This window comes from Leisingera sp. ABM4_060, assembly GCF_056158765.1.
The window spans coordinates 934,912-959,670 of record NZ_JBSWTX010000001.1 but is presented as its reverse complement, the minus strand read 5'-3'; the positions used below and the strand labels follow the sequence as shown (position 1 = coordinate 959,670).

Here is a 24,759-nt window from a genome sequence, read left to right as displayed (position 1 = left end):
GGCCGAAAACACTCAGGCCGCCTGAAAGGTCATTTCCCGTCGGAGAAACTGGGTCGCCCGGTCGCTGACGCGCGAGGGATCACCGGTGGTGAAAAAGCCGCCTTCGCCTGCGCCATACATATCCGGATGGCGCTGCAAATAATCCGCCAGGCTGTCGGCCACCAGATTGCCCTGGCTGAACACCTTGACGTCCGGGCCCAGAGCTTCCTGAAATGTCTGCTCCATCAACGGGTAATGGGTGCAGCCAAGGATTGCAGCCTGCGGATGCGGCATCTTCCGTTTCAACGCATCGACGTGGGAGCGCACAAGCGCTTCGGCCAGGATCATGTCGCCATCCTCGATCGCATCGACCACGCCGCCGCAGGCCTGCGCCTCGACATCGACACCAATGGCCCGGAACGCCAGTTCCCGCTGAAACGCCCGGCTGGCGACAGTGGCAGGCGTTGCGAACAGTGCCACATGCTTCACCTCGACCTCGCGCGGCGGCGAATTGTCGCCCCACTGGCGTTCCGTCAGCGCTTCGATCAGCGGCACAAAAACGCCGAGCACCCGCTTTCCCTGGGGCAACCCGCCCTCCTGCATCCGGCGCAGCGCTGCGGCGGACGCGGTGTTGCAAGCAAGGATCACCAGATCGCAGCCCTTGTCCCACATGTCCTGAACCGCTGATTTGGTCAGCTGATAAACGTCCTCGGCATCGCGCACGCCATATGGCGCCCGGGCATTGTCGCCGTAGTAGAGGAAATTCACATCCGGCAGGCGCGCCTGCGCCGCATTGAGGACGGTCAGCCCGCCCAGTCCTGAATCAAAGATGCCAACAGCCATAACGCTCTCTCACACGCGGTGTTTTTCCTCGAACTCAATCCCGTTGCCGCGGGAATTGAGCGGTACCGGTGTCAGGTCATACGTGGCTTTTCGCAGGAAATCCATCATTGCTTTGGAGACTTTTGCGCGCGGGGCGGGAACACCCGGTCCAACAGGCGCGCCATTACTGCCGGCACCGGTGTGCCTGCCCGCTTGCGGAATTCCTTGACCAGCGGCCTCGGGCCGCAGCGGTCCGCCATCCCCACGGCCCAGTGGATCACATTCACCCGGCTGCAGGCGTTTATCCACAAGTGGTTCATTGCTCCGGCAGACCCGGCAGCTGCAGAATGGACAATGGATAGGCCGCAGGCCAGGCGGCGGTGCATTTTCTGAACCTTACCTTTCATTCCGGTGTGGCAGATTGGGGTCATCCAGGACTGGGGCTCTGCCCCAGACCCCGGAGTATTTTTGACCAGAAAGAAGCCACAGGCCTGAGGGAGCGGACAGCGCCGCGCGTCAGCGCGGCGCGGGGCCCAACCGCAAGGTGCCATTCTGCGAATGGCCCCGGGCGGGCGGGAGCGCTTCGCCCGGCTGTTCTATTCTGCCGCTTGCTTCAGAGACACACCGCCCTGGCGCAAGGCGGCAAGCAGTTCTTCGCGGCGTTTGGCCGCCTTTTGCTCATTGGCCAGCTTGACCGGACCGAAGCCGCGGATCTGCAACGGCAGTTCCGCCAGAGCGATCAGGGGCTCCATCAGGTCCGGGACGGCCTTTGGCAGCCACTCCTTCATGTCGCGTTCATACTGTTTGATCAGAGCCCTCTCCATCCTGCGTTCGGCGGTGTAGCCGAAAACATCAAGCGGTGTGCCGCGCAAACCCTTCAGCTTGGCCAGCAGCCTGAACCCGCGTTCCATGCCCGCGCCGAACTTGCGTTTCATCGGGCGGCCGTCGGGACCGGTGCCGCTCAGCATCGGCGGCGCCAGGTGATAGGAAAGTTTGAGGTCGCCCTCGAACTCGGCTTCCGCCTTGGCGCGGGTGTCGAGCAGCAGCCGGGCCACCTCGTATTCATCCTTGCAGGCCAAGAGCTTGTGGTATCCCTTTGCCACCGCCTCTTTCAGCGCGGGATCGCTGATACCATCCAAGAGCTTGCCATAGCGTTTCGCCAGCCCTTTGCCCTGGTAGGCAATCAAGTGGTCCTTCCGGAAGGCGATTTTCTCGTCCAGCGTCTTGGGCTGGTCCACCACCTTGGGTTCGATCAGCCTGGCCGCTTCTTCCGGGTTCAGCACAGCCCAGCGGCCGATATCAAAGGCACGCTTGTTGCGCTCCACCGCGGCGCCGTTCATCCCGATCGCCTGTTCGATGGCTTCATGGCTGACAGGCACCAGCCCCTTTTGCCAGGCGCCGCCGAACACCATCATGTTGGAGAAGATTGAATTGCCCATGGCGGCGCGTGCCAATTCAGACGCATCGAACAGATCAAGCCGGTTGCGCAGGCGCGCCTGCAGGGCAACTTCCAGGCGGTCAACCGGCACCTTGAACTCGGTGTTTTTGGTGAACTCGCCGGTGATGATCTCATGGCTGTTCACAACCGCACCAGTCTGGCCGGTGGTTGTCAGGCCCAGCGTCTTAGCGCCGGCACTCACCACCAGGTCGCCGCCGATCAGCGCATGCGCTTCGCCGGTGGCGATGCGGATGGCCGAGATGTCCTCGGGGTTGTTGGCAATCCGGCAGTGGATGTGGACCGCGCCGCCCTTCTGGGCGAGGCCTGCCATTTCCATCAGGCCTGCACCCTTGCCGTCGATCTGCGCTGCCTGCGCCAGCACTGCGCCGATGGTCACAACGCCTGTGCCGCCGACGCCGGTGATCACCACGTTATGGGTGCCGTCGATTGCGGGCAGGTCGGGCTGCGGCAGATGCGGCAGGTCGATATCGGCAGTGGCTTCTTTGCGGACCTTGGCACCTTCGACAGTCACGAAGGACGGGCAGAATCCATTGACGCAGGAGAAATCCTTGTTGCAGGAGGACTGGTCGATGGCCCGCTTGCGGCCGAGTTCGGTGTCCTTGGGCACGATGGACACGCAGTTAGACTGTACCCCGCAATCGCCGCAGCCCTCGCAGACGTCTGTGTTGATGAACACCCGCTGGTCCGGGTCCGGGAACAGGCCGCGCTTACGGCGGCGGCGTTTTTCCGCGGCGCAGGTCTGGATGTAAATGATGGCAGAGACGCCCTCAACCTGTTCGTACTCGCGCTGGATCTTCATCATCTCGGCGCGTTCGTGCATCCGCATACCTGCCGGGAACAGCGCGGCGTCGACGTCTTCCTTCTCGTCATAGACCACGGCCATGGTCTTCACGCCCATCGCCTGCAGCTCATGCGCGATCTGATGCGCCGTGAGGCCCCCTTCGGCCTGCTGGCCGCCGGTCATGGCAACGGCGTCATTGTAGAGGATCTTGTAGGTGATGTTGGTGCCTTCAGCGAGCGCAGCACGGATCGCCTGCACACCGGAGTGGTTGTAGGTGCCATCGCCCAGGTTCTGGAACACATGCTTGCGTGTCGAGAACGGCGCTTCGCCGACCCAGTTGACGCCCTCGCCGCCCATGTGGGTGAAGCCTGTGGTTTCGCGGTCCATCCACTGCACCATGAAGTGGCAGCCGATGCCGGCATAAGCGCGGGATCCATCCGGCAGGCGGGTCGAGCTGTTGTGCGGACAGCCGGAGCAGAAGTAGGGCAGCCGGGTGGCGATTTCCTCAGCGTTGTCGGCGCGGCGCGCCTCAGCCAGGCTTTCAAGACCTGCCTTGATTGCTTCGGTTTCGCGGCCTTCCTCGATCAGGATACCGCCCAGTTTCTCGGCGATCATGATCGGGTCCAGCGCAAATTTTGTCGGGAACAGCTCCTCGCGGTGCAAGGCGCCTGCCCCGCCCTTGTACCAGCCATAAACCCGGCGGCCGCGGCGGTCGTCAAAGATCGCTTCCTTGATCTGGATCTCGATCAGCTTGCGCTTTTCCTCAACCACCACGATCAGGTCCAGCCCTTCGGCCCAGTCGTGGAAGCCCTTCATGTCCATCGGGAAGGTCTGGCCCACCTTGTAGGTGGTGATGCCCAGCCGCTCGGCCATGTTTTCATCGATGTTCAGCAGCTTCAGAGCATGCACCAGATCCAGCCAGTTCTTGCCTGCCGCGACAAAGCCGATCTTGGCGCCGGGCTTGCCCCACACGCGCTTGTCCATCTTGTTGGCGTGGCTGAACGCCTCTGCCGCAAAACGTTTGTAGTCGATGATGCGGTTTTCCTGGCGGAAGCGGTCGTCATCCAGGCGGATGTTCAGCCCGTCGCCCGGCATGTCGAATTCCGGTGTGACGATCTCCATCCGCTCCGGGCGTGCATCAACCACGGAGGTTACCTCGATGGTGTCCTTCATGGTCTTTAGGCCAACCCAGAGGCCGGAAAAGCGGCTGAGCGCATAGCCATAGATGCCGTAGTCCAGGATTTCCTGTACCCCGGCCGGGCTGACGATCGGCAGGTAGCAATCCAAAAGCGACCATTCCGACTGATGCAGCACGGTTGAGCTTTCGCCGGTGTGGTCGTCGCCCATCGCCAGCAGGACGCCGCCGTGTTTCGAGGTGCCGGCCATGTTGGCATGCCGGATCGCGTCGCCCGAACGGTCCACCCCGGGCCCCTTGCCATACCACAGGCCAAAGACGCCGTCGTATTTGCCCTCGCCTCGCACTTCGGCTTGCTGCGCACCCCACAGAGCGGTGACAGCGAGATCCTCGTTCAAGCCGTATTGAAAGGTGACATCCGCCTCTTTCAACTGCTTCTCGGCCCGGCTCATTTGCAGGTCAACCGCACCCAATGGCGATCCGCGGTAACCGGTGACCAGCCCGGCGGTGTTCAATCCCGCTGCCACGTCGCGGTGCTTTTGCATCAGCATCAGCCGCACCAGCGCCTGCGTGCCGTTCAACAGCACCGGCGACTTTTCGAGGTCGTATTTGTCGTTGAGTGAGATCTCTTGCGTGCCCATCCGGTCCTCCTCAACCTTGGATTAGCTTGCCTAACTGAACCCAATAATAGGTCAGAATTGCTGACCTGTGTAGAGCTCTTTTTTCACATTTTTGCTCGCTTGCACTGCGGAAACTGATACATAACTAAGATTTCATACAGTCGGCCCGAAACGCACAGAAAGTAACGCATATGGATTGGGATAAGCTCAGAATATTTCACGCGGTCGCGGATGCGGGCAGCCTGACCCATGCCGGAGATAAGCTGAATCTGTCGCAATCGGCGGTCAGCCGCCAGATCCGGGCGCTGGAAGAGAGCCTGAATGCGACGCTTTTCCACCGCCATGCGCGCGGACTGATTCTCACCGAGCAGGGTGAACTGCTGTTTGACGCCACACAATCCATGTCCAGCCGCCTGGAAGCCGCCGCCGCGCGCATCCGCGACAGCGAGGAGGAAGTGTTCGGAGAACTTCGTGTGACCACCACTGTTGGGTTCGGCACCCTGTGGCTCGCGCCGCGGCTGACAAAACTGTACGAGCAATACCCCAACCTCAAAATCGACCTGATGCTGGAGGAGCGGGTTCTGGACCTTCCCATGCGCGAGGCCGACGTGGCCATCCGCATGAAGGAGCCCAGCCAGGCCGACCTGGTGCGCAAGCGGCTGATGACGGTGCGGATGGGGTTATATGCCTCTCCTGCCTATATTGAGCAACGCGGCACATTGGAAACGGTGGCCGATATTTCCGAACACCGCCTGATCTGTCAGAACCAGCGGTCTGCCCAAGTCGGCTCAGCCGCTGTTCTGGGCAAGGCGCTGATGGCGAATAACCCGGGCTCTCTGCTCACCGTAAACAACTATTTTGGTGTGCTGCAAGGCGTGCTGCATGATCTCGGCGTCGGCATTCTGCCGGATTATGTGACCGAAGAGTTCCCGGAACTTGTCGAAGTGCTGCCGCCAGAAGACCAGAACCAGGTGCCGGTTTACCTTGCCTACCCCGAAGAACTCCGCCACTCACAGCGTGTTGGCGCTTTCCGCGACTTTGTGCAGTCCGAAATCATGGCACACCGAAAGCACATGAAAGAGCTCGGCAAGCTCTAAGCGCTAAACTTCCGGCAAGGCAGGATTTTCCCGCGGCGGCGCAGAAAGCTGGCCGGTTTTCGATGCGTCAATCCAGTGCTGCGGACCAAGCCATGCAAATTGCGCATACCAGCATTGACGTTCATTTGGTGTTAATCCCCTTGAAGGGGCAGGCATGGCGCCCTAAATGATCCTCATGAAGGCGGCGGCTTCGCCCCCCTTCATACCTCCCTGTTGGACTTCGGCCGAGCTTAGTGCTCGGCCTTTTTTTTGGCAGCTAACCTGCTGGCTTCATTTGATTTACTTCACGCCCGTCTTAGCTGGCCAATGCCGGAATCAAAGGTTCGGAGAAGTTGTTGAAACAGACAGGGGCCCTTGCTTTATGGATAACCGGACGAAATTTGTTCCGTCACTGCAAGAATTCTTCAGACGCTGAGCGACTTTCGCAATGCTTGTAATTTCAGCCGCTTTCCGAAGCCCGGCCAAAATTTGCATCACTTTGAAAAGCCTGCAACTTCATCCGGGCGGCCTCGCCCGCAGCTGCGGCGCAAAGACGCCCTGTATGAGAACTGATCCGGATTTCTTTAATTCCACTTCCCCCGCGCCCTTCCTTGCCCTAAAAGGCGCGCAATCGCAGCCATTGGGGACGTTTACGGATGCAGGAACCCGCCATCACGCCTGAATTGATTGCTAACCACGGGCTGAAGCCCGAGGAATACGATCTGATCCTCGAAATCATCGGGCGGGAGCCGACCTTCACTGAGCTGGGCATCTTCTCGGCAATGTGGAACGAGCACTGCTCCTATAAATCCTCAAAAAAATGGCTGCGCACCCTGCCGACTGAGGGCCCGCAGGTCATTTGCGGCCCTGGCGAGAACGCGGGCATCGTGGACATCGGTGATGGCGACGCGGTGGTCTTTAAGATGGAAAGCCACAACCACCCCTCCTACATCGAGCCCTACCAGGGTGCTGCAACCGGGGTTGGTGGCATCTTGCGCGACGTCTTCACCATGGGCGCACGCCCCATCGCCTCGATGAACTCGCTGTCCTTCGGCGAGACCTCCCACCCCAAGACCAAACAGCTGGTCAACGGCGTGGTTGAAGGCATCGGCGGTTATGGCAACTGCTTTGGCGTGCCTTGCGCCGGCGGCGAAGTCCGCTTCCACCCGGCCTACAACGGCAACTGCCTGGTGAACGCATTCGCCGCAGGCCTGGCCAAGACCGACGGCATCTTCTACTCTGCCGCGTCGGGCGTGGGCATGCCGGTTGTGTATCTGGGCGCCAAGACCGGCCGTGACGGCGTAGGCGGCGCCACCATGGCCTCGGCCGAATTCGACGACACCATCGAGGAAAAGCGCCCCACCGTTCAGGTTGGCGACCCCTTCACCGAAAAGCGCTTGATGGAAGCCACGCTGGAGCTGATGCAGACCGGTGCTGTGATTTCGATCCAGGACATGGGTGCCGCGGGCCTCACCTGCTCGGCCGTGGAAATGGGCGACAAGGGCAAGCTGGGCGTGCGCCTGGACCTGGAAAACGTGCCGCAGCGCGAAGAGAACATGACAGCTTATGAAATGATGCTGTCGGAGTCTCAGGAACGCATGCTGATGGTGCTGAAGCCGGAGCTGGAAGCCGAAGCCCGCGCCGTGTTCGAGAAATGGGACCTGGATTTCGCTATCGTCGGCGAAACCATCGCAGAAGACCGCTTCCTGATCATGCACAACGGCGAAGTGAAGGCGGACCTGGTTCTGTCCAAACTCTCCTCGACCGCGCCGGAATATGACCGCCCCTGGAATGAGCCGGTCATCCCCGAAGCACTGACCGACGCCGACGTGCCGACCATCGACCCGATTGATGGCCTCAAGGCACTGCTGGCCTCGCCGAACTATGCCGGCAAGCAATGGGTTTACGAACAGTACGACACCACCGTCATGGGCGACACCCAGCGCCGTCCGGGTGCAGGCTCTGGCCTGATCCGCGTGCATGGCACCGACAAGAAACTGGCCTTCACCTCCGACGTGACCCCGCGCTACGTCAAGGCGAACCCGGTTGAGGGCGGCAAGCAGGCAGTGGCCGAAGCCTACCGCAACCTGACCGCCGTTGGCGCCAAGCCCCTGGCAACCACCGACAACCTGAACTTCGGCAACCCCGAAAAGCCCGAGATCATGGGCCAGTTCGTCGGCGCCATCAAAGGCATTGGCGAGGCCGTGGCCGCACTGGATATGCCGATCGTCTCCGGCAACGTGTCTCTGTATAACGAGACCGACGGCCAGGCGATCCTGCCGACCCCAACGATCGGTGCCGTTGGCCTGGTGGCTGCAGATGAAGAGCCGATCATCGGCGAAGCCCGCGACGGCCATGTGGCCCTGTTGGTGGGTGAAACCATCGGCCACCTGGGCCAGTCCGCCCTGCTTGCCGAAGTCTTCAACCGCGAAGACGGCGACGCGCCAGCGGTCGACCTGGCAGCCGAGAAGCGCAATGGCGAATTCATCCGCGCCAACCGTGACTTCATCAAGGCCTGCACCGACCTCGGCGATGGCGGCCTGGCACTGGCAGCCTTTGAAATGGCTGAGGAAGCCGGCGTTGGCGTGCAGATCGATGCAGGCGACACTCAAACCCTGTTCGGTGAAGATCAGGCGCGTTACCTGATTGCCTGCAACTTCGATCAGGCCGAAGCTCTGATGCTGGCCGCGGGCCAGGCCGGCGTGCCGCTGACCACCGTCGGCAAGTTCGGCGGAGACAGCATCAAGATCGGCGGCTCCGAGGCATCGCTGGCCGAGCTGAAGGAGATCTTCCGCTCCAGCTTTGCGGCTGCTGTCGCCTGACCGCACGGCTTTACAAGGCTCTGAACCAACAACATGTTCAAAGGCGGGATGGCAAAGTCATCCCGCCTTTTCTATTGAACCGGGAGCCGGCCTTTGCACCTTCCTGAGCTGAAAGAGGATTGCAGCCGCTGCGCAGCCCTGTGCTGCCTCGCTTACCCGTTTGAGCCGCATGAAGACTTCGGGCTGGTCAAAGCGCAGGACACGCCCTGCCCCAATCTTGGGCCGGACTTCCGCTGCACGATCCATGACGACCTGATCCCCTCCGGCTTCGGCGGCTGCGTCGCTTATTCCTGCGCCGGCGCCGGTCAGCGCGTGACGCAAGAGCTGTTTGACGGCGAAACCTGGCGCGATGATCCGGACCTCTTGCCCCATATGACCTACGCCCTGCGGGTGCTGCGCCCGATCCACGAAGCGCTCTTGGTTCTGCAGGAAGCCTCTGCCCTGCCTTTGCCTGCGGCGCTGCAGGACCGTTGCCAGGTATTGACCGGGGCGCTCTGCCCGGAAAATCCATCTTCGGTCTGGGATTTCGAGGAAGACGGCGTGCAGGATGCGCTCGCCGCACTGCCGGACTTCGTCGAGGCTGTTGCACCTTTTGCGCAAGGCCGCAGCTAATCCTGCTTGCACAGCCCCCGGCGCCAACCTACATTTTTACCAAACGAGATAAAGGACTTCCCCGGATGCCCATGCAAGCCCACGAGATTGAAGAACTGCTGCGCGAAGCCTTCCCGGACGCCGAAATCCAGGTCGGCGGCACCGATGGCGTGCATATGTCGGCGATGGTTGTCGACGAAAGCTTCCGCGGCAAGAACCGCGTCCAGCAGCAGCGCGCCGTCTATGCCGCGCTGAAGGGCAAGATGGACGGCCCCGACGGCGAGCTGCACGCGCTGGCGCTGACGACGAAGGCGCCGGAGTAAGCGCTATGTCCTTGTTCACCTCCATTCTGGTTCTCGGCATTGTGGTCATGACCGCCATTGTGGCGTTAGTTTCCCAGCGCCGCCGCCCTTTGGAGGAGGACGACACAGACCCGAACTACCATACCCTGCGCTCTGATTATCAGTCGGGCATGGGCGGCGGCTCTGTCCGGACCTGGAAGGTTCCGAAAGACCCGCAGGAATACGCGCGCTTTTTCGTTCCCAGGAGCAAACGGAAATAGCGTTTTGCACATTCCGGCAAGCCTCCTGGCGCGGATTGGCAAAACGCACGTTATTACCTATATGACGGCCAACGGAAACGGCGCAGCAGCCGAAAGGAAATGGATTAATGACCGACGTAAAGACCCGCATTGACGAAACCGTCAAAGCCAGCGACGTTGTGCTGTTCATGAAAGGCACCAAGGAAATGCCCCAGTGCGGCTTCTCCTCGCGCGTGGCGGCGGTGCTGAACTACATCGGCGTGGACTACACCGATGTGAATGTCCTGGCGGATGAAGAGATCCGCGCCGGCATCAAGGAATACTCCGACTGGCCGACCATCCCGCAGCTCTATGTGAAGGGCGAATTTGTCGGCGGCTGCGACATCATCACCGAGATGACACTGTCCGGCGAACTGGACGGCATGTTCGACGAAAACGGCATCACCTTCAACAAGGATGCCGCCGACAAGATCCGCGAAGCCAACGGCTGAGCAAGGCTGCGCCAAAAAGAAAACCCCGCCGAGGCTTGTCTGCTCCGGCGGGGTTTTTCATGCCTGACGCAGATCAGACGTAGCTGCCGACAACCAGATAGTCGTTGCTGAAGGTATCACCGGCACCCAGCAGACGGGCAATGACTTCACCGCGCTCCAAAATCAGCGCATCACCAGTTTCATCGTCCTTTTCGACAGTGTAGTCGCTGCGGACCGGGGTGACCTCGTTGCCGTTCCCGTCATCAATGATGATCTGAACACCATCCTCGCCAAAGGTGTAGTCCTCGATGATGATGACTTCGTCACCCTCCTGGCCCACAACCAGCTCAAACTCGTCAGAGCCCGCACCGCCATTGCCGGTGTCCCCCTTGCCAAGAGCCAGGTTGTCGTCGCCCTCGCCGCCGACCAGCGTATCGGCGCCATCTGCAGCGGTGGAAACAAATACATCCGTCACCGGGTCCGGGTTTTCTTCATCACGGAACCGGGCAATTTCCTCGGCTGTCAGCTCGCGGTTCAGGTTCACCCCGTTCAGCTCGTCATCGCCCAGACCGCCGCTCAGGTAGTCGGCGCCATTGCCGCCGGACAAAGCGTCGTTCCAGGCGCCGCCTTCCAGCACATCGTCGCCATCACCGCCGAACAGCGCATCGATTTCATCGCCGCCGTTCAAAGTGTCATCTCCACCCTGGCCATAGGCAATATCGTGGAAACCGCCGCCAGCGACACTGTCGTCCCCGTCTCCGGCATAAACTACATCCTTGCCCTCGCCTGCGTCCACAGTGTCATCGCCTGCGCCGGCGTTCACCGTGTCAAAGCCGGTTCCTGCGTCGATCAAATCATCGGTGCCGCCATAACGGAGGTCATCTGCGGAATCCGTGGGTTCGGTGTTCAGGTCTTCACCGTCATTGTCGCCAATGCTGATGGCCAGGCCCGCGACAGCCAAAGTTCCAAGCAGAATTGCTGCAATCATCCGAACTTCCTTAAATTGACCTAAAAACATCTCTAAATTGTACTATGCGGGTTTGCCTGCCAGGTCCAGAGACCAGGCGCAACAGCCGTGCACCGCAGCTTCAAAACTGCGTTTCAACTCCGGAAACAATCTATAGGCGGCCCCAAGGCCGCCCTGAAGTCACACAGGACAGAAAGGCGTGCCGACAGTTATTCCCCGGGCGTAAATTCAAGCTGCTCAAGTGAAAAACTGCTGCCCGCGCCGGTCAGCCGCGCCACTAGGTTCCCGCTTTCCAGGATCAGCGCATCATCGCTGCCGTCTTCCTGCTGGACACTGTAGCCGCCTGTGTCCGCGCCCGCGATACGGATGCTGTCAGTCCCGGCCTCGTAATCCTGGATCGTGATGACAGCGGTGCCGGCGTCCGCCGGATAAAGCTCAAAAACATCACGCCCCGCGCCGCCATTGCCCGTATCTCCGGCGCCCAAAGCCAGGTAGTCCTGGCCATCGCCGCCGTTCAGCGTGTCAGCTTCGTCATCCGCCGAAAGGCTAAAGATATTCTCCGCAATTTCTTCACCTTCGCGCAATTGCGTCAACGTGTCTGCGTCCGGTTCGGGAACCACGCTGACGCCAAAGATATTGTCGTTGCCGCGCCCGCCTTCCAATAGATCGGATCCCGCACCGCCCGAGATCACGTCATCCCAGTCGCCGCCCAGCACGGTGTCGTCGCCCGTGCCGCCCAGCAGAATATCCTTGCCTTCCTCGCCCTCCAGCAGGTCATCTCCGTCACCGCCGAACAGGATGTCGTGAAAGCCGCCTCCAGACAGCCGGTCATGACCCGCCTCGCCAAACAGGATATCCTTGCCCAGCCCGCCGGCCACTGTGTCATCCCCGCCGCCCGCCGCGACCTGATCATTGCCGCGTCCGGCATCAATGCTGTCGGCGTCATCGCCAAGCTGCAGCCGGTCCGAGTATTCGGTCGGTTCCGTGTCAGGAACATCCTCTTCCGGCTCCGGAATATCGACATCAAAGCTGCTCATCGAGACACCGGCAACAACCAGCACCGCTAGGATCATCGCTTCCAACACTTTGCTGCTCCACTGCCTCAGGTCATTTTCCTGTGCAGCGAATTTACCGAAAATTGTTGTTAACCACGAGGCTTCAGTAGCTGCACGGCTTGAAAAACAGTGTTTCCGGCGGATCCAGCAAAGGCCCGGAAACGGACAGAATTCTGCCTTATTCCCAGGTCCTTAGAAGGCAAACTAACTGGTCAGGCGCCCGGCTGCGCCTTTTCTTCAAGCTCCTGAGCCAGTGCTTCGCTCCGCGCTGCCAGCTCTGCCAGGGTTTCCGCGACCTGGGGCGGAACAATCGGCACTTCAATGCGCTCGGGTTCCGGCGCGGGTGCCTCCCGCAGTTCTGCCAGTTCCCGCTCGCGCTCGGCAAGCTCGGCCTCGACTTCCTTGATCCGGTCTTCCACCGCAGCGGTCTTGTCCGCCAGCATCAGCCCGGCCATCAGCAGCATCCGCGCTTCGGGCATCCTGCCGATTTGGTCGGACAGAACCTGCGCCTCGTCGTCCAGCATCTTGGCGGCGGAATGCAGATAGCTTTCCTCGCCTTCCTGGCAGGAGACTTCAAAACTGCGGCCGCCGATATGAATGGTTACTTCGGGCATCAGACTTCCTCCCCTTCCGGCAGGTTGCGGGCATTGGCCAGCAGTGGCTCCAGCTTGGCCAGGACCGCGTTCACCTGGGCCTGATCACTGGCCTGTGCTGCGCGCAGCCCCTCAATTTCAGCCTCCATGGAGGAGTTGATCAGCCCGGCATCCCCCAGGCTCTGGGCGTTGGCATCGCGCAATGCAATGTTGGAAGCACGCAATTCCTCATTGGCCTGACGAAGCTGCTGCAATTCAGTGTCCAGCCTCAGCAGGGTTTCATTCTGGTGCGCGATCTCGGCACTCAAGTCCTGAGCCGGAGCCGCTTCAACCGGTGCCACAGCCCCTGCCTGCGCCTCCTCCAACTGCGACATCAGACTGTCATTCGCGGCCTTGACCTCAGCAAGCTGATCTTCCAGGCCTTCCTTCTCGCTGGCAGAGGTATTGGCAGCCGCTTCCAGCTCGCCCTTCAGACGCGAAACCTCTGCCCGCAGCGCTTCCTTCTCGGCCGGATCACCGGCCTCGTTGCGCAGCAGTTCAAGCTCAGCCTGCATGGCCGCGACATCCTCGCTGGCCGCAGGCGCCTGACCGCCGGCCTCTTGCAGGCGGGCGTGCAGCACTTTCACCCGCTCTTCAAGCTGGGCATTGGCGAGCTTTTCTTCTTCCAGCGCCTGCTCAACTTCGGCGTTGGCCGCGCCCGCAGCCGCAGCCTCTGCCGCTTTGGCGGCCTCAGCTGCTGATGCCTCTGCCTTGGCAGCGGCGTCCTCGGCCCTTGCCTGGTCCGCAGCGCGCGCCTCTTGCAGCGCGGCAGAGCCTGCACTGATACGCTCCAGCGCGGCCTGGATGCGGCCTTGCAATTCTTCAATCTGGTTCATGCCTGTCCCTCACCCGTCCACATCTTTTCCATATTCTCTCCGGCGCACCTGCGAATTGAACGCAACACCGCTGACATGGGCCAGTTCTTCTCTCTCAGGAATAAATCACCCCCCTTTGCGTTTCAACCACTTGCCGCGCCAAGTTCGCGCAGCAAGGCAGACATGCGCGCAAGCATGCTTGATCTTTGCGGCATCGCTGTTATTGAGCGCAGCAAATGCCTGTTAACGCCAAAGGACAATCCAAGTGGACCTGACAGCCCTGCGCACCGCAAACCCCGAGCATTGGAACAAAGCCGCCGCCATCCGCGCGCTGGCGCTGGACGCCGTTGCTGCCGCAAACTCCGGGCACACCGGCATGCCGATCGGCATGGCCGATGTGGCGACCGTGCTGTTCGAAAAGCACCTCAAATTCGATGCATCGAACCCGCAGTGGCCGGACCGCGACCGTTTCATCCTGTCCGCGGGCCATGGCTCGATGCTGATCTATTCGCTGCTGTATCTCACCGGCGACAAACAGGTCACCCTGGATCAGATCAAGAACTTCCGCCAATCCGGCGCGCTGACCGCAGGCCACCCGGAGAACTTCCTGCTGGACGCTGTTGAAGTCACCACCGGCCCGCTGGGCCAGGGCATCTCCAACGCCGTCGGTTTTGCCATGGCTGAGGAAATGCAGCGCGCCCACTACGGCAAGAAGGTCGTGGATCACCACACCTATGTGATCGCCGGCGACGGCTGCCTGATGGAAGGCATCAGCCAGGAGGCCATCGGCCTGGCAGGCCGTCACCAACTGGGCAAGCTGATCGTGTTCTGGGACAACAACAACATCACCATCGACGGCACCGTTGAACTGTCCGACCGCACCAACCAGGTGCAGCGCTTCAAGGCGTCGGGCTGGCAGGTGCTGGAAATCGACGGCCACGACCCCAAGGCCATCGACGAGGCCATCGAGGCGGCGAAGAAATCGAAAAAGCCGTCGATGATTGCCTGCAAGACCCACATCGCCCTGGGCCACGCCGCACAGGACACCTCCAAAGGCCACGGCGCCCTGACCGACGCAGGCCAGCTGCAGGCGGCCAAAGACGCTTATGGCTGGACCGGCGGCGCGTTTGAAGTCCCAGCCGACATCAAATCCCAGTGGGAAGAGATCGGCGCCCGCGGCAAGTCCGAGCGTGAAGCCTGGGAAGCCCGCTTTGCCGAACTGTCGCAGCAGAAGCAGGACCGTTTCAACCGCGCCTATGCGCTGGACGCGCCCAAGAAACTCTCTGCCGCCATCAAGGCACTGAAAAAGCAGGTAAGCGAGGAGCAACCCAAGGTTGCCACACGCAAATCCTCGGAAATGGCGCTGGCCGTCATCAACCCGCTGATGCCGGAAACCGTGGGCGGCTCTGCCGACCTTACCGGCTCCAACAACACCAAGACCGGCGACCTGGGTGTCTTTGACACCGACAACCGCAAGGGCCGTTACGTCTACTGGGGCATCCGCGAGCACGGCATGGCAGCCGCGATGAACGGCATGACCCTGCACGGCGGCATGCGCCCCTATGGCGGCACCTTCTTCTGCTTCACCGACTATGCCCGCCCGGCGATGCGCCTGGCCGCACTGTCGAAAATCCCGACCGTGTTTGTGATGACCCACGACTCGATCGGCGTCGGCGAAGACGGCCCGACCCACCAGCCGGTTGAACACCTGGCAATCTGCCGCGCGACCCCGAACACCTATGTGTTCCGCCCGGCCGACACCGTGGAAACCGCCGAGGCCTGGGAGATTGCCCTGACCGCCAAGGAAACCCCCTCGGTAATGACCCTGACTCGTCAGAACCTGCCGACCGTCCGGACCGAGCACAAGCTGACCAACATGGTCGAAAAAGGCGCCTATGTGCTGGCTGAGGCTGAAAACAAGCGCCAGGTGATCCTGATCGCCACCGGTTCCGAGGTTTCGGTTGCGATGGAAGCCAAGGCCAAGCTGGAAGCCGAAGGCATCGGCACCCGCGTCGTCTCCATGCCCTGCATGGAGCTGTTTGCAGCCCAGGACGAAGCCTACCGCCGCAAGGTCCTGCCCGCAGGCCCGGTCCGCGTCGGCATCGAGGCCGCCGTGCGCGATGGTGGCTGGGACCGCTGGCTGCTGGGCGAGCGCGGCCAGGAGAAGAAAGCCGGTTTCGTCGGCATGGACCGCTTCGGCGCCTCCGCCCCCGCAGGCGAGCTGTTCGAACGCTTCGGCATCACCGCCGAGGGCACAGTGGCGAAAGTGAAAGAGCTGCTGGGTTAACACCCGAAACTTAGATCATGACCTAGGGCACCCTAAAGGGTGCCCTTTTCTATTTCTGGTCGGCCATCCGGCGAAGGTTGCATCCGATCAAGCCTGGCTCACTTGAATGATCAGGTCATGGGGCACGTCTTTTAGACTGGTCTGCCAAGCTTGCTTTCGTCCAACAACTTTCTCTAGTCGGAGGCGCATGATATCTTCTGCTCGCCGTGACGCGACTTCAGGAAAACTCGTTTCAACTGCCTGTAGCAACCAGCCTTGAGGGTTACTCTTGCTCAACTCAACGGTCTTCGTTTCGGTTCCGTAAGTCAGACTGTAGAGAAACAAAGGCATTTTGATCTCCAATGTAAGCTATTAGTAAATTGGATCTCTGCTGGAAGGCCCGCAAAGCGTTAAAACTGAGTATAAACTAGCAGGACCAACGGACTTTTAGTGACCTGCCTTGCTTGCTCCAAGCTTCCCTAGAACCGGCCCGATCACCTTCGTCGCCAGCGGGATCAGCAGCAGCCCCAGCGCGACGCCAAACACCCCGTCCATCGCGGCCTTGGCCGTCCACTCGGCAAAGCCTTCCCAGGCAGAAGGCACCGCGTGGCCCACGGCATAGGCCCAGTCGTGGATCAGATGGCCCAGCCAGCCAAAGCCCAGCACCTCCAGCCCGTGAATGATGATGGAGCCGCCGACCCACAGCATCGCCGCGGTGCCGACCACCGACAGGATCTTCATCAGCACCGGCATGAACTTGACCAGCCCGCGCCCCAGCCCCCGGCCGATAGGCGTCGGCGCGTTGTTCGTCAGGTACAGCCCCACGTCGTCCATCTTCACAATCAGCGCGACAGAGCCATAGACCGCCAGCGTCACACCAATCGCCACCACCGCCAGAGTCGCAGCCTGCATCCAGACATTCGGCGCCTCGATGGCGGCCAGCGCGATGGTCATGATCTCCGCCGACAGGATGAAGTCGGTCTTGATCGCACCCTTGATCTTCTGTTCCTCCAGATGGCCAGGATCCTTGACGCTCATATCCTCGTCAATGGCGTGGCTGGCGTGCGGGAACAGCACGTGAAAGATCTTCTCAGCACCCTCAAAACACAGGTAGGATCCGCCCAGCATCAGCAAGGGCGTGATCAGCCAGGGCGCAAAATTGGCCAGCAGCATCGCAACCGGCAACAGGAGTATCAGCTTGTTGAACAAGGAGCCGCGAGTGATGCGCCAGATGATCGGCAGTTCGCGCGCGGGGGCAAAGCCCTGCAGGTACTTCGGTGTCACTGCCGCATCGTCGATGATCACGCCCGCGGTCTTGGCTCCGGCCTTGCCCGCTGCCGCCGCCACATCGTCGACCGAGGCCGCCGCAACCTTGGCAATCCCTGCCACATCATCCAGCAGCGCCAGCAAACCGCTCATACCAATTCCCTCAAATCCTGTTCGCGTTTGGGGGCAATCTGCCCGGTTCCGCGCCGCAGCACAAGCGTTAGCGCCACCGCGCCTCGAGCGTTGATTTCCGTTACCGCCACCGCCGCAAACCGTTACCGCCAACATCATGATTTTGCGCTAACAGTTTCATTTAATGCCGCTTTTACCCCTTTAGACCACATCCGCCCCGGTCTATATGGCGGCCAAAGGTTTTGCTCGCTTGGAGACGTACTCATGACCATCAAAGTCGGGATCAACGGTTTTGGCCGCATCGGCCGCTGCACCCTGTCGCATATCGCCGCCTCGGGCCGCGACGACATCGAAGTGATCAAGGTGAACGCCACCGGTCCGCTGGACACCGCGGCGCATCTGATCAAATACGACTCCGTGCATGGCCGTTTCCCCGGCGACGTCACCATCGGCGAAGGCACCATGAACCTGGGCCGCGGCGACATGCAGATGTTCTCCACCTACGACATGAACGAGCTGGACTGGTCGGGCTGCGATGTTGTTCTGGAATGCACCGGCAAGTTCAACGACGGCGAGAAGGCGAAGGCGCACCTGGAGCGCGGCGCCAAGAAAGTGCTGCTGTCCGCCCCCGGTAAAAACGTCGACAAAACCATCGTGTTCGGCGTCAACGACGACCAGCTGGAAGCCGGCGACACCATGATCTCCAACGGCTCCTGCACCACCAACTGCCTGGCGCCGCTGGCCAAGGTGCTGGACGAGGCCTTCGGCATCGAGCACGGCATCATGACCACCATTCACGCCTACACCGGCGACCAGCCGACCCTGGACCGCCGCCACAAGGACCTGTACCGCGCCCGCGCTGCGGCCATGTCGATGATCCCGACCTCGACCGGCGCCGCCAAGGCCCTGGGTGAAGTGCTGCCGAACCTGAAGGGCCGCCTGGACGGGTCCGCCATCCGCGTGCCGACCCCGAACGTCTCCGCTGTCGACCTGACCTTCCGCGCCGGCCGCGACGTGACCGCCGAGCAGATCAACGCTGCCGTCAAGGAAGCGGCTGAAGGCCCGATGAAGGGCGTTCTAGGCTTTGAGCCGGCGCCGCTGGTCTCCACCGACTTCAACCACACCCCGGAAAGCTCGATCTTCGCGCCGGACCAGACCCGCGTGGTCGAAGACCGCATGGTGCGCGTGCTGGCCTGGTACGACAACGAGTGGGGCTTCTCGGTGCGCATGGCCGATGTGGCTGTTGCCATGGGCAAACTGGGCTGATACCGGCCTTAACAGCTTGAGAATGCACGCCCGCTCAGGTTATCTGGGCGGGCGTTTTCTTTACGGCGGAGCCTTCATGACCAACCGGATTGCCATCTTCCTCGGCCTGTTCCTGATCTCCGCAGCCGTCATAGACATCGCCCTGTTCGGCGACGCACATATGATCTTCCTCGGCAAGAAGTTCTTTGCCTTGATCGACTGGGTCGCCTTCTGGCGCTGACCCGCGGCCGCCAGCCAACTGCATGCGCTTCAGCCTGCCGCTGGCGGAGTTGCTTCTTGCTGGTTGAAAATACTCCGGGGTGAATTGGCCAAGGGCCAAGAGGGGCAGCGCCCCTGCCCCGTCCCCCAGCCAAGCACATTCCGCCGCGGGTTTGCTCGCCGCTTGTTCAGCCCGTCTTGCCCAGCCGCTCCAGCAGCCGCTCCTTGACCAGGGGCGTCACGAATTTTGACACATCCCCGTCCAGCCGGGCGATTTCCTTGACCAGTTTGGAGGCAATCGCCTGATGCCGGGCTTCCGCCATCAGGAACACCGTCTCCACCGAGCTGTCCAGCGCCCGGTTCATGCCGACCATCTGGAATTCATACTCGAAATCAGCCACGGCCCGCAGACCGCGGACGATGATCTGGGCGCCGACGTCGCGGGCGCAGTCGATCAGCAGGTTCTCAAACGGATGCGCCACGATTTCGGTGCCGGTCTCGGCACACAGCTTGGCGCATTCCGCCTCGATCATTTCGACCCGTTCTTCCAGGTTGAACAATGGCCCCTTGTCGCGGTTGATCGCAACGCCGATCACCAGCTTGTCCACCAGCGCGCTGGCGCGGCGGATGATATCGATATGCCCGATGGTGATCGGGTCAAAGGTGCCGGGATACAGACCCACGCGCATGGGCGGCCTCCTGCCTTGTCAGAATTTCTGCGCACGCAAACACATTTGCATGCGCGAATGCAAGAGGGCAGAAATACGGACGCCCTGCCTGCGGCTCAGTGCCCCATGATCATGTCCTGCAGCGCGTCCTTTTCCATCGCGACCTGCGCCAGCTGCGCCTTCACGGCATCGCCAAGTGTCACGATTCCAATGAGTTTTCCGTCCTCGACCACCGGCATATGGCGAAACCGCCCATCGGTCATCTGCTGCAGGATCTCACCCACATTGGACTGGCTGGTGCAGGTGACCAGCTCGCGCGTCATATAGCCGCTGACCGGCTGGTCCAGGCATCCGGAACCGGCTTTGGCCAGTTCCCGCACAATATCGCGCTCAGACAGGATCCCGTCCGGATACTCGCCGTCAGCAGAAACCACTACGGTGCCAAAACGGTTGTCCGACATCACTTTTGCAGCCTCGGCAACGCTCGCATGCAGAGGCACGGTGACAACACCGGAGCCGGCCTTTGACTTCAAAATCTCCTGAACAAGCATTCTGCGCACACCTCCGAAATATTATTGCGTATTTCAGAGGTTTGCCGCAATGCAGCTTTAAGTCAAGGCTTCCAGCCGGGCCACCTCGTCGCGGATGCCTTTGGACAGGGCTTGCGCAAATCGGTTCAGCCGCTCGCTGCGCTGGTCCCCCTGATGGCGCACCAGATGGAAACTGCGGGTCAGGCTGACCTTGTCCGTCAGGATCTTGCGCAGCATCCGGTGGGCCGGCAGGCTGAAATCATGTGCGACGCAGATAGCCGTGCCCTGCGCCGCCATCTTGATCTGCACCGAAACGGAATTCGAGGCCAGCGCGACCCGTTCGATGCCAATGTCGTTCAGGTAGTCAAGCTCCTTGTCGAAGATCATGTCGGGTATGTAGCCGATCATTTTATGGCCCTTCAGATCTTCCAGACGGTTCAGCTGCGGGTGCTGCTTCAGGTAGTGGCGCGACGCCACCAGGTGCAGCCTGTAGTCGCAAATCTTCTGCACCAGCAGCTTGCCCGCGGTCGGCGCGCTGACGGTGACAGCCATATCCGCTTCCCGGCGGCTGAGATTGATCACCCGCGGCAGAGCGACGATTTGAATATCCAGATCCGGATTGTCTTCGGCGATCTGCGCGCAGACCTGCGGCAAAATGTAATTTGCGCTGCCATCCGGCGCGCCGATGCGGATTTGGCCTGACAAGGTGTCATTGGGTCCCGTCAGCGCTTCGGTGCCCGCACGCATCGCCTGCTCTGCCGCTTCTGCATGAACCAGCAGACGGTCGCCAGCCGCGCTCAGCGCATAGCCCTGCGGGGACTTCACAAACAGCGGGGTTTCCAGTGCTGCTTCAAACCGGGCAACCCGGCGGCCCACCGTGGCAGGGTCCATCTTCAGAATGCGCCCTGCCCCCGACAGGCTCGCCTCCCGGGCCACAGCCAAAAACACTTTCATATCATCCCACTGCGGATCCATTGCGCCGGTTCCTCCGTGCTTATGCTAACGATGCGTTAACCTTTTGCGTTCCTGCAAAGCCTCTTTGAAATCTTTCCTCTTTTCCGGCGTTTTTTGCAAGCCTAGGATTGCTGTCAAGGAAAACAGGAGGATCCGATGCAAGAACTCGGCCACTTTATCAACGGTAAGCTCTCTGCCGGCACTTCGGGCCGCTTTGACGATGTCTTCAACCCGGCCACCGGAGAAGTTCAGGCGAAACTGGCAATGGCCAGCGCAGCTGAAACCACCGCAATCATCGAAAAAGCCGCTGCTGCACAGCCCGCATGGGCTGCAACCAACCCGCAGAAACGCGCCCGTGTGATGATGAAAATGGTCGCGCTGATGAACCGCGACATGGACAAGCTGGCCGAGGCACTGAGCCGCGAGCACGGCAAAACCATCCCCGACGCCAAGGGCGACCTGCAGCGCGGCCTGGAAGTCGTCGAATACTGCGTCGGCGCACCGCAAATGCTGAAGGGTGAATTCACCGACAGCGCCGGCCCCGGCATCGACATGTTCTCCATGCGCCAGGCGCTGGGTGTTGTCGGCTCCATCATGCCGTTCAACTTCCCCGCCATGATGCCCCTGTGGCATGTTGGCCCGGCCCTGGCCTGCGGCAACGCCGTGGTGCTGAAGCCGTCCGAGCGCGACCCCTCCGTGCCGCTGATGCTGGCTGAACTGTTTGTTGAAGCCGGTCTGCCCGAAGGCGTGTTCCAGGTTGTGAACGGCGACAAGGAAGCCGTGGACACCATTCTGGACAGCGAGATCATCCAGGGCGTCTCTTTCGTGGGCTCCACCCCGATTGCGCAGTACATCTATTCCCGCGCCACCGCCAACGGCAAGCGCGCTCAATGCTTCGGCGGCGCCAAGAACCACATGATCGTGATGCCCGACGCTGATCTGGACCAGGCCGCTGACGCACTGGTCGGCGCTGGCTTTGGCGCGGCCGGCGAACGCTGCATGGCAATCTCGGTTGCGGTTCCGGTTGGTGAAGAAACCGCCGACAAGCTGATCGAAAAGCTGATCCCGCGCATCGAAAAGCTGAAAGTCGGCCCCTATACCGCAGGCGACGACGTCGACCTGGGCCCGGTGGTCACCGCAGCTGCCAAGGACCGTATCCTGGGCCTGATCCAGTCCGGTGTCGATCAGGGCGCGGAACTGGTTGTCGACAACCGAGACTTCTCTCTGCAAGGCTACGAAGACGGTTTCTTTGTCGGCCCGCATCTGTTTGACCGTGTCACCACCGACATGGACATCTACAAGCAGGAGATCTTTGGCCCGGTGCTTTCCACTGTGCGTGCAGGTACTTACGAAGAAGCCTTGAAACTGGCGATGGATCATGAGTACGGCAACGGCACCGCGATCTTCACCCGTGACGGCGACACCGCGCGCGACTTCGCATCCCGTGTGAACATCGGCATGGTCGGCATCAACGTTCCGATCCCGGTTCCGCTGGCCTACCACACCTTTGGCGGCTGGAAGAAATCCATGTTCGGCGACCTGAACCAGCACGGCCCCGACAGCTTCAAGTTCTACACCCGCACCAAGACCGTGACCTCCCGCTGGCCCTCGGGCATCAAGGAAGGCGGCGAGTTCAACTTCAAGGCCATGGACTAAGCTTCTGCGTTCAAAGAAAAATCAAAGGCCCCGGATTTCCGGGGCCTTTCTTTTTCCGCCCCATTCGCCGGGCATCACCCGCAATCCGTCACGACGTGAACCCGCAACTGTGAAGGAATAAACCTGTTTGCGGCAAAATTTCCCTTGCTCTGCCCGGCTGGTAGTCTATCCGGTCTGCACCACTCAAGAACAACGGCAGGCGCATGAGCAGCACCCAGATTCCCGACCGGCCCGGCGCGGCCGAAAAGACAGCACGCGAATGGGTCAAGGTGCTGGCCCACTACCGGGAACCGGATCATCTGCGCAGTGCCTTCGAACTGGCTGTCACTGTTGTGCCCTTCCTGGCGCTCTGGGCGCTGGCCTGGTGGTCGCTGTCCGTCAGCTATTGGCTGACCCTTGCCATCTCGGTTCCGATCGCCGCCTTTCTGCTGCGCCTGTTCACCATCCAGCATGACTGCGGCCACGGGTCCTTCTTCCGCAACCGCCATGTGAGCGACTGGGTCGGGCGGATCATTGGCGTGCTCACGCTCACGCCTTATGATGTCTGGCGCCGCACCCACTCGATCCACCACAGCACCCACGGCAACCTGGGAAAGCGCGGCATGGGCGACATCCACACGATGACCGTTGCCGAATACCGCGCAGAAAGCCGCTGGGGACGGCTGATGTACCGGCTCTACCGCCATCCGGTGACGCTGTTCGGCATTGGCCCCGGCTATCTGTTTTTCCTGCAAAACCGCATCCCTTACGGCCTGATGAACCAGTCCCGCTACTGGATCAGTGCGATGGGTACAAACGCCGCGATCCTCGCAGCACTTGGCGCAATCTGGTACTTTGGCGGCCTGATGCCGCTGTTGCTGATTTTTGTGCCCGCCACGCTCATTGCCGCGACGGCCGGGCTGTGGCTGTTTTACGTTCAGCACCAGTTCGAGACCACCCAATGGGAGCAGGAAGAAGATTGGCAGTTGCATGACTCTGCGCTGCACGGCAGCTCACACTATGTGCTGCCGCCGGTGCTGCAATGGCTCAGCGCCAATATCGGCATTCACCACGTGCATCACCTCTACAGCCGCATTCCCTTCTACCGGCTGCCGCAAGTGCTGCGGGACCACGCAGAGCTGGCCGAAGGCAACCGCATGACCATCCGCGAAAGCCTGGCCAATGCGCGGCTGCACCTGTGGGACGAAGACAGCAAGCGGCTGCTGTCTTTTGCCCAGGCCCGCCAGCTTTACGGCTGATACCTGCCCGGCGCAGCGGCGGGTTCCTGCCGCCCGCGCCTACACAAGCTTGTGAGGCGGATCAAATCCGCTATTGGGCCCCTAGGAAAACCCGTGTGCTTGCTTATCTTGCTGCGGAGTTTTCGAGCAGCCCGGCAGAGGACAAGATGACCAAACTCCGCATGACCCGCCGCGCCGCCCTGACCGGGCTTGGCGCAACCCTGGCCACGCCTGCGCTCTTGCGCGCCCAATCTTCCGACGCGTTTCCGCAAAGCGAACCGGCCATCCGCGAAGAAGTGCCCGTGCAGCGTAACATTTCGGCTTTTGCCCAGCAGGATTGGCGGGTGCATTTCGATGAGCTGGGGGTTGGCTGCTTGCTGGCCGATATCAGCTCCCGCGCCCTGCACTATTGGGGCGGGGACGGCGAGACGTACCGGCTGTTCCCTTCCTCGGTGCCGATGACCGAAGAACTGACCAAGCGCGGCTATACCAAGGTTGTGCGCAAGCGGGAAAACCCCAGCTGGACCCCAACCGCTTCCATGCGGGAACGTGACCCCACCCTGCCCCAGCGCATCGGGGGCGGCGAACCCGGCAACCCGCTGGGCACCCGCGCGATGTATCTGGACTGGCCCGCCTACCTGGTGCATGGCACCCACGACACCCGCAAGATCGGGCGGCAAAGCTCTTCCGGCTGCATCGGGCTCTACAACCAGCATGTTGAAGAACTTTATGAGATGGTTCAGATCGGCACCCAGGTCCGGCTGGTCTGAACCAGCCCGGCGCGCCGTCCGAAGGCGCGTTGAACAGTGGGGCGCAAACCGGTTTGCGCCCCTTGGCCATG

General features: G+C 61.3%; 24 protein-coding genes. 12 read left to right on the top strand and 12 right to left on the bottom strand.

The genetic code is table 11. From position 1 onward, the window contains the following. Positions 1–12 precede the first annotated feature (12 nt). The 3 genes from ACXAEH_RS04740 to ACXAEH_RS04730 form a co-directional block, all read right to left on the bottom strand. On the bottom strand, positions 13–822 hold the full coding sequence (locus ACXAEH_RS04740; RefSeq protein WP_475031328.1) for a glutamate racemase: 810 nt from the start codon (positions 820–822) through the stop codon (positions 13–15). 9 nt (positions 823–831) lie between these two features. After that, on the bottom strand, positions 832–1,110 hold the full coding sequence (locus ACXAEH_RS04735; RefSeq protein WP_475031327.1) for a hypothetical protein: 279 nt from the start codon (positions 1,108–1,110) through the stop codon (positions 832–834). A 287-nt stretch (positions 1,111–1,397) separates the two neighbouring features. Next, entirely contained in the window at positions 1,398–4,817 is a 3,420-nt protein-coding gene (locus ACXAEH_RS04730) for an indolepyruvate ferredoxin oxidoreductase family protein (protein WP_475031326.1), read from the bottom strand. Between the two features lie 170 nt (positions 4,818–4,987). Between ACXAEH_RS04730 and ACXAEH_RS04725 the strand changes: the two genes are divergently transcribed. From ACXAEH_RS04725 to grxD, 6 genes are all read left to right on the top strand, one after another. Next, the gene (locus ACXAEH_RS04725; RefSeq protein WP_475031325.1) at positions 4,988–5,893 is read left to right on the top strand and encodes a LysR family transcriptional regulator; all 906 of its coding nucleotides are present in this window, start codon (positions 4,988–4,990) and stop codon (positions 5,891–5,893) included. 635 nt (positions 5,894–6,528) lie between these two features. After that, positions 6,529–8,694, top strand: coding sequence for a phosphoribosylformylglycinamidine synthase subunit PurL (gene purL, locus ACXAEH_RS04720; protein ID WP_475031324.1), 2,166 nt, complete (start codon positions 6,529–6,531; stop codon positions 8,692–8,694). A 93-nt stretch (positions 8,695–8,787) separates the two neighbouring features. Then, positions 8,788–9,306 carry a hypothetical protein gene (locus tag ACXAEH_RS04715; protein WP_475031323.1) on the top strand — a complete coding sequence of 173 codons (519 nt, stop codon included), beginning with the start codon at positions 8,788–8,790 and terminating at the stop codon, positions 9,304–9,306. 65 nt (positions 9,307–9,371) lie between these two features. Further along, positions 9,372–9,608, top strand: a complete 237-nt coding sequence (locus ACXAEH_RS04710) for a BolA family protein (protein WP_027237713.1) — start codon at positions 9,372–9,374, stop codon at positions 9,606–9,608. Between the two features lie 5 nt (positions 9,609–9,613). After that, complete coding sequence (locus ACXAEH_RS04705) at positions 9,614–9,847, top strand: hypothetical protein (protein WP_475031322.1); 234 nt, start codon at positions 9,614–9,616, stop codon at positions 9,845–9,847. Between the two features lie 107 nt (positions 9,848–9,954). Further along, positions 9,955–10,317: a Grx4 family monothiol glutaredoxin gene (gene grxD, locus ACXAEH_RS04700; RefSeq protein WP_475031321.1), complete on the top strand. Its 363-nt coding sequence runs from the start codon at positions 9,955–9,957 to the stop codon at positions 10,315–10,317. Positions 10,318–10,390: 73 nt separating this feature from the next. Here the strand turns inward: grxD and ACXAEH_RS04695 are convergent, their stop codons facing one another. The 4 genes from ACXAEH_RS04695 to ACXAEH_RS04680 all read right to left on the bottom strand — a co-directional run bounded on the left by ACXAEH_RS04695 (position 10,391) and on the right by ACXAEH_RS04680 (position 13,786). Then, entirely contained in the window at positions 10,391–11,284 is an 894-nt protein-coding gene (locus ACXAEH_RS04695; RefSeq protein ID WP_475031320.1) for a calcium-binding protein, read from the bottom strand. Positions 11,285–11,472: 188 nt separating this feature from the next. After that, positions 11,473–12,348, bottom strand: coding sequence for a calcium-binding protein (locus ACXAEH_RS04690; RefSeq protein WP_475031319.1), 876 nt, complete (start codon positions 12,346–12,348; stop codon positions 11,473–11,475). Positions 12,349–12,530: 182 nt separating this feature from the next. Further along, positions 12,531–12,932, bottom strand: coding sequence for a cell division protein ZapA (locus ACXAEH_RS04685; RefSeq protein WP_475031318.1), 402 nt, complete (start codon positions 12,930–12,932; stop codon positions 12,531–12,533). After that, the gene (locus ACXAEH_RS04680) at positions 12,932–13,786 is read right to left on the bottom strand and encodes a coiled-coil domain-containing protein (protein WP_475031317.1); all 855 of its coding nucleotides are present in this window, start codon (positions 13,784–13,786) and stop codon (positions 12,932–12,934) included. The genes ACXAEH_RS04685 and ACXAEH_RS04680 overlap by 1 nt, the downstream gene beginning before the upstream one ends. A 244-nt stretch (positions 13,787–14,030) precedes the next feature. Here ACXAEH_RS04680 and tkt point away from each other — a divergent pair, with 244 nt between their 5' ends. Next, a complete protein-coding gene (gene tkt / locus ACXAEH_RS04675) occupies positions 14,031–16,052 on the top strand; it encodes a transketolase (protein ID WP_475031316.1) in 2,022 nt (673 codons plus the stop codon). 87 nt (positions 16,053–16,139) lie between these two features. Here the strand turns inward: tkt and ACXAEH_RS04670 are convergent, their stop codons facing one another. Next, positions 16,140–16,394: a hypothetical protein gene (locus ACXAEH_RS04670; RefSeq protein ID WP_475031315.1), complete on the bottom strand. Its 255-nt coding sequence runs from the start codon at positions 16,392–16,394 to the stop codon at positions 16,140–16,142. 84 nt (positions 16,395–16,478) lie between these two features. Beyond that, the gene (locus ACXAEH_RS04665) at positions 16,479–17,450 is read right to left on the bottom strand and encodes a DUF808 domain-containing protein (RefSeq protein WP_475031314.1); all 972 of its coding nucleotides are present in this window, start codon (positions 17,448–17,450) and stop codon (positions 16,479–16,481) included. Between the two features lie 243 nt (positions 17,451–17,693). Here ACXAEH_RS04665 and gap point away from each other — a divergent pair, with 243 nt between their 5' ends. Then, complete coding sequence (gap, locus tag ACXAEH_RS04660) at positions 17,694–18,695, top strand: type I glyceraldehyde-3-phosphate dehydrogenase (protein ID WP_475031313.1); 1,002 nt, start codon at positions 17,694–17,696, stop codon at positions 18,693–18,695. A 76-nt stretch (positions 18,696–18,771) separates the two neighbouring features. Continuing rightward, entirely contained in the window at positions 18,772–18,915 is a 144-nt protein-coding gene (locus ACXAEH_RS04655) for a hypothetical protein (protein WP_475031312.1), read from the top strand. Positions 18,916–19,081: 166 nt separating this feature from the next. Here ACXAEH_RS04655 and coaD read toward each other — a convergent pair whose 3' ends face one another. The 3 genes from coaD to ACXAEH_RS04640 all read right to left on the bottom strand — a co-directional run bounded on the left by coaD (position 19,082) and on the right by ACXAEH_RS04640 (position 21,066). Beyond that, entirely contained in the window at positions 19,082–19,582 is a 501-nt protein-coding gene (coaD, locus tag ACXAEH_RS04650) for a pantetheine-phosphate adenylyltransferase (protein WP_475031311.1), read from the bottom strand. 95 nt (positions 19,583–19,677) lie between these two features. Then, a complete protein-coding gene (locus ACXAEH_RS04645; RefSeq protein ID WP_475031310.1) occupies positions 19,678–20,112 on the bottom strand; it encodes a CBS domain-containing protein in 435 nt (144 codons plus the stop codon). 57 nt (positions 20,113–20,169) lie between these two features. After that, entirely contained in the window at positions 20,170–21,066 is an 897-nt protein-coding gene (locus ACXAEH_RS04640; RefSeq protein ID WP_475031309.1) for a LysR family transcriptional regulator, read from the bottom strand. A 135-nt stretch (positions 21,067–21,201) separates the two neighbouring features. Between ACXAEH_RS04640 and ACXAEH_RS04635 the strand changes: the two genes are divergently transcribed. From ACXAEH_RS04635 to ACXAEH_RS04625, 3 genes are all read left to right on the top strand, one after another. Beyond that, on the top strand, positions 21,202–22,701 hold the full coding sequence (locus ACXAEH_RS04635; RefSeq protein WP_475031308.1) for a CoA-acylating methylmalonate-semialdehyde dehydrogenase: 1,500 nt from the start codon (positions 21,202–21,204) through the stop codon (positions 22,699–22,701). Positions 22,702–22,904: 203 nt separating this feature from the next. Beyond that, positions 22,905–23,939: a fatty acid desaturase gene (locus tag ACXAEH_RS04630; protein ID WP_475031307.1), complete on the top strand. Its 1,035-nt coding sequence runs from the start codon at positions 22,905–22,907 to the stop codon at positions 23,937–23,939. A 146-nt stretch (positions 23,940–24,085) separates the two neighbouring features. Next, the gene (locus tag ACXAEH_RS04625) at positions 24,086–24,688 is read left to right on the top strand and encodes a L,D-transpeptidase (protein WP_475031306.1); all 603 of its coding nucleotides are present in this window, start codon (positions 24,086–24,088) and stop codon (positions 24,686–24,688) included. The last annotated feature ends 71 nt before the right edge of the window (positions 24,689–24,759 follow it).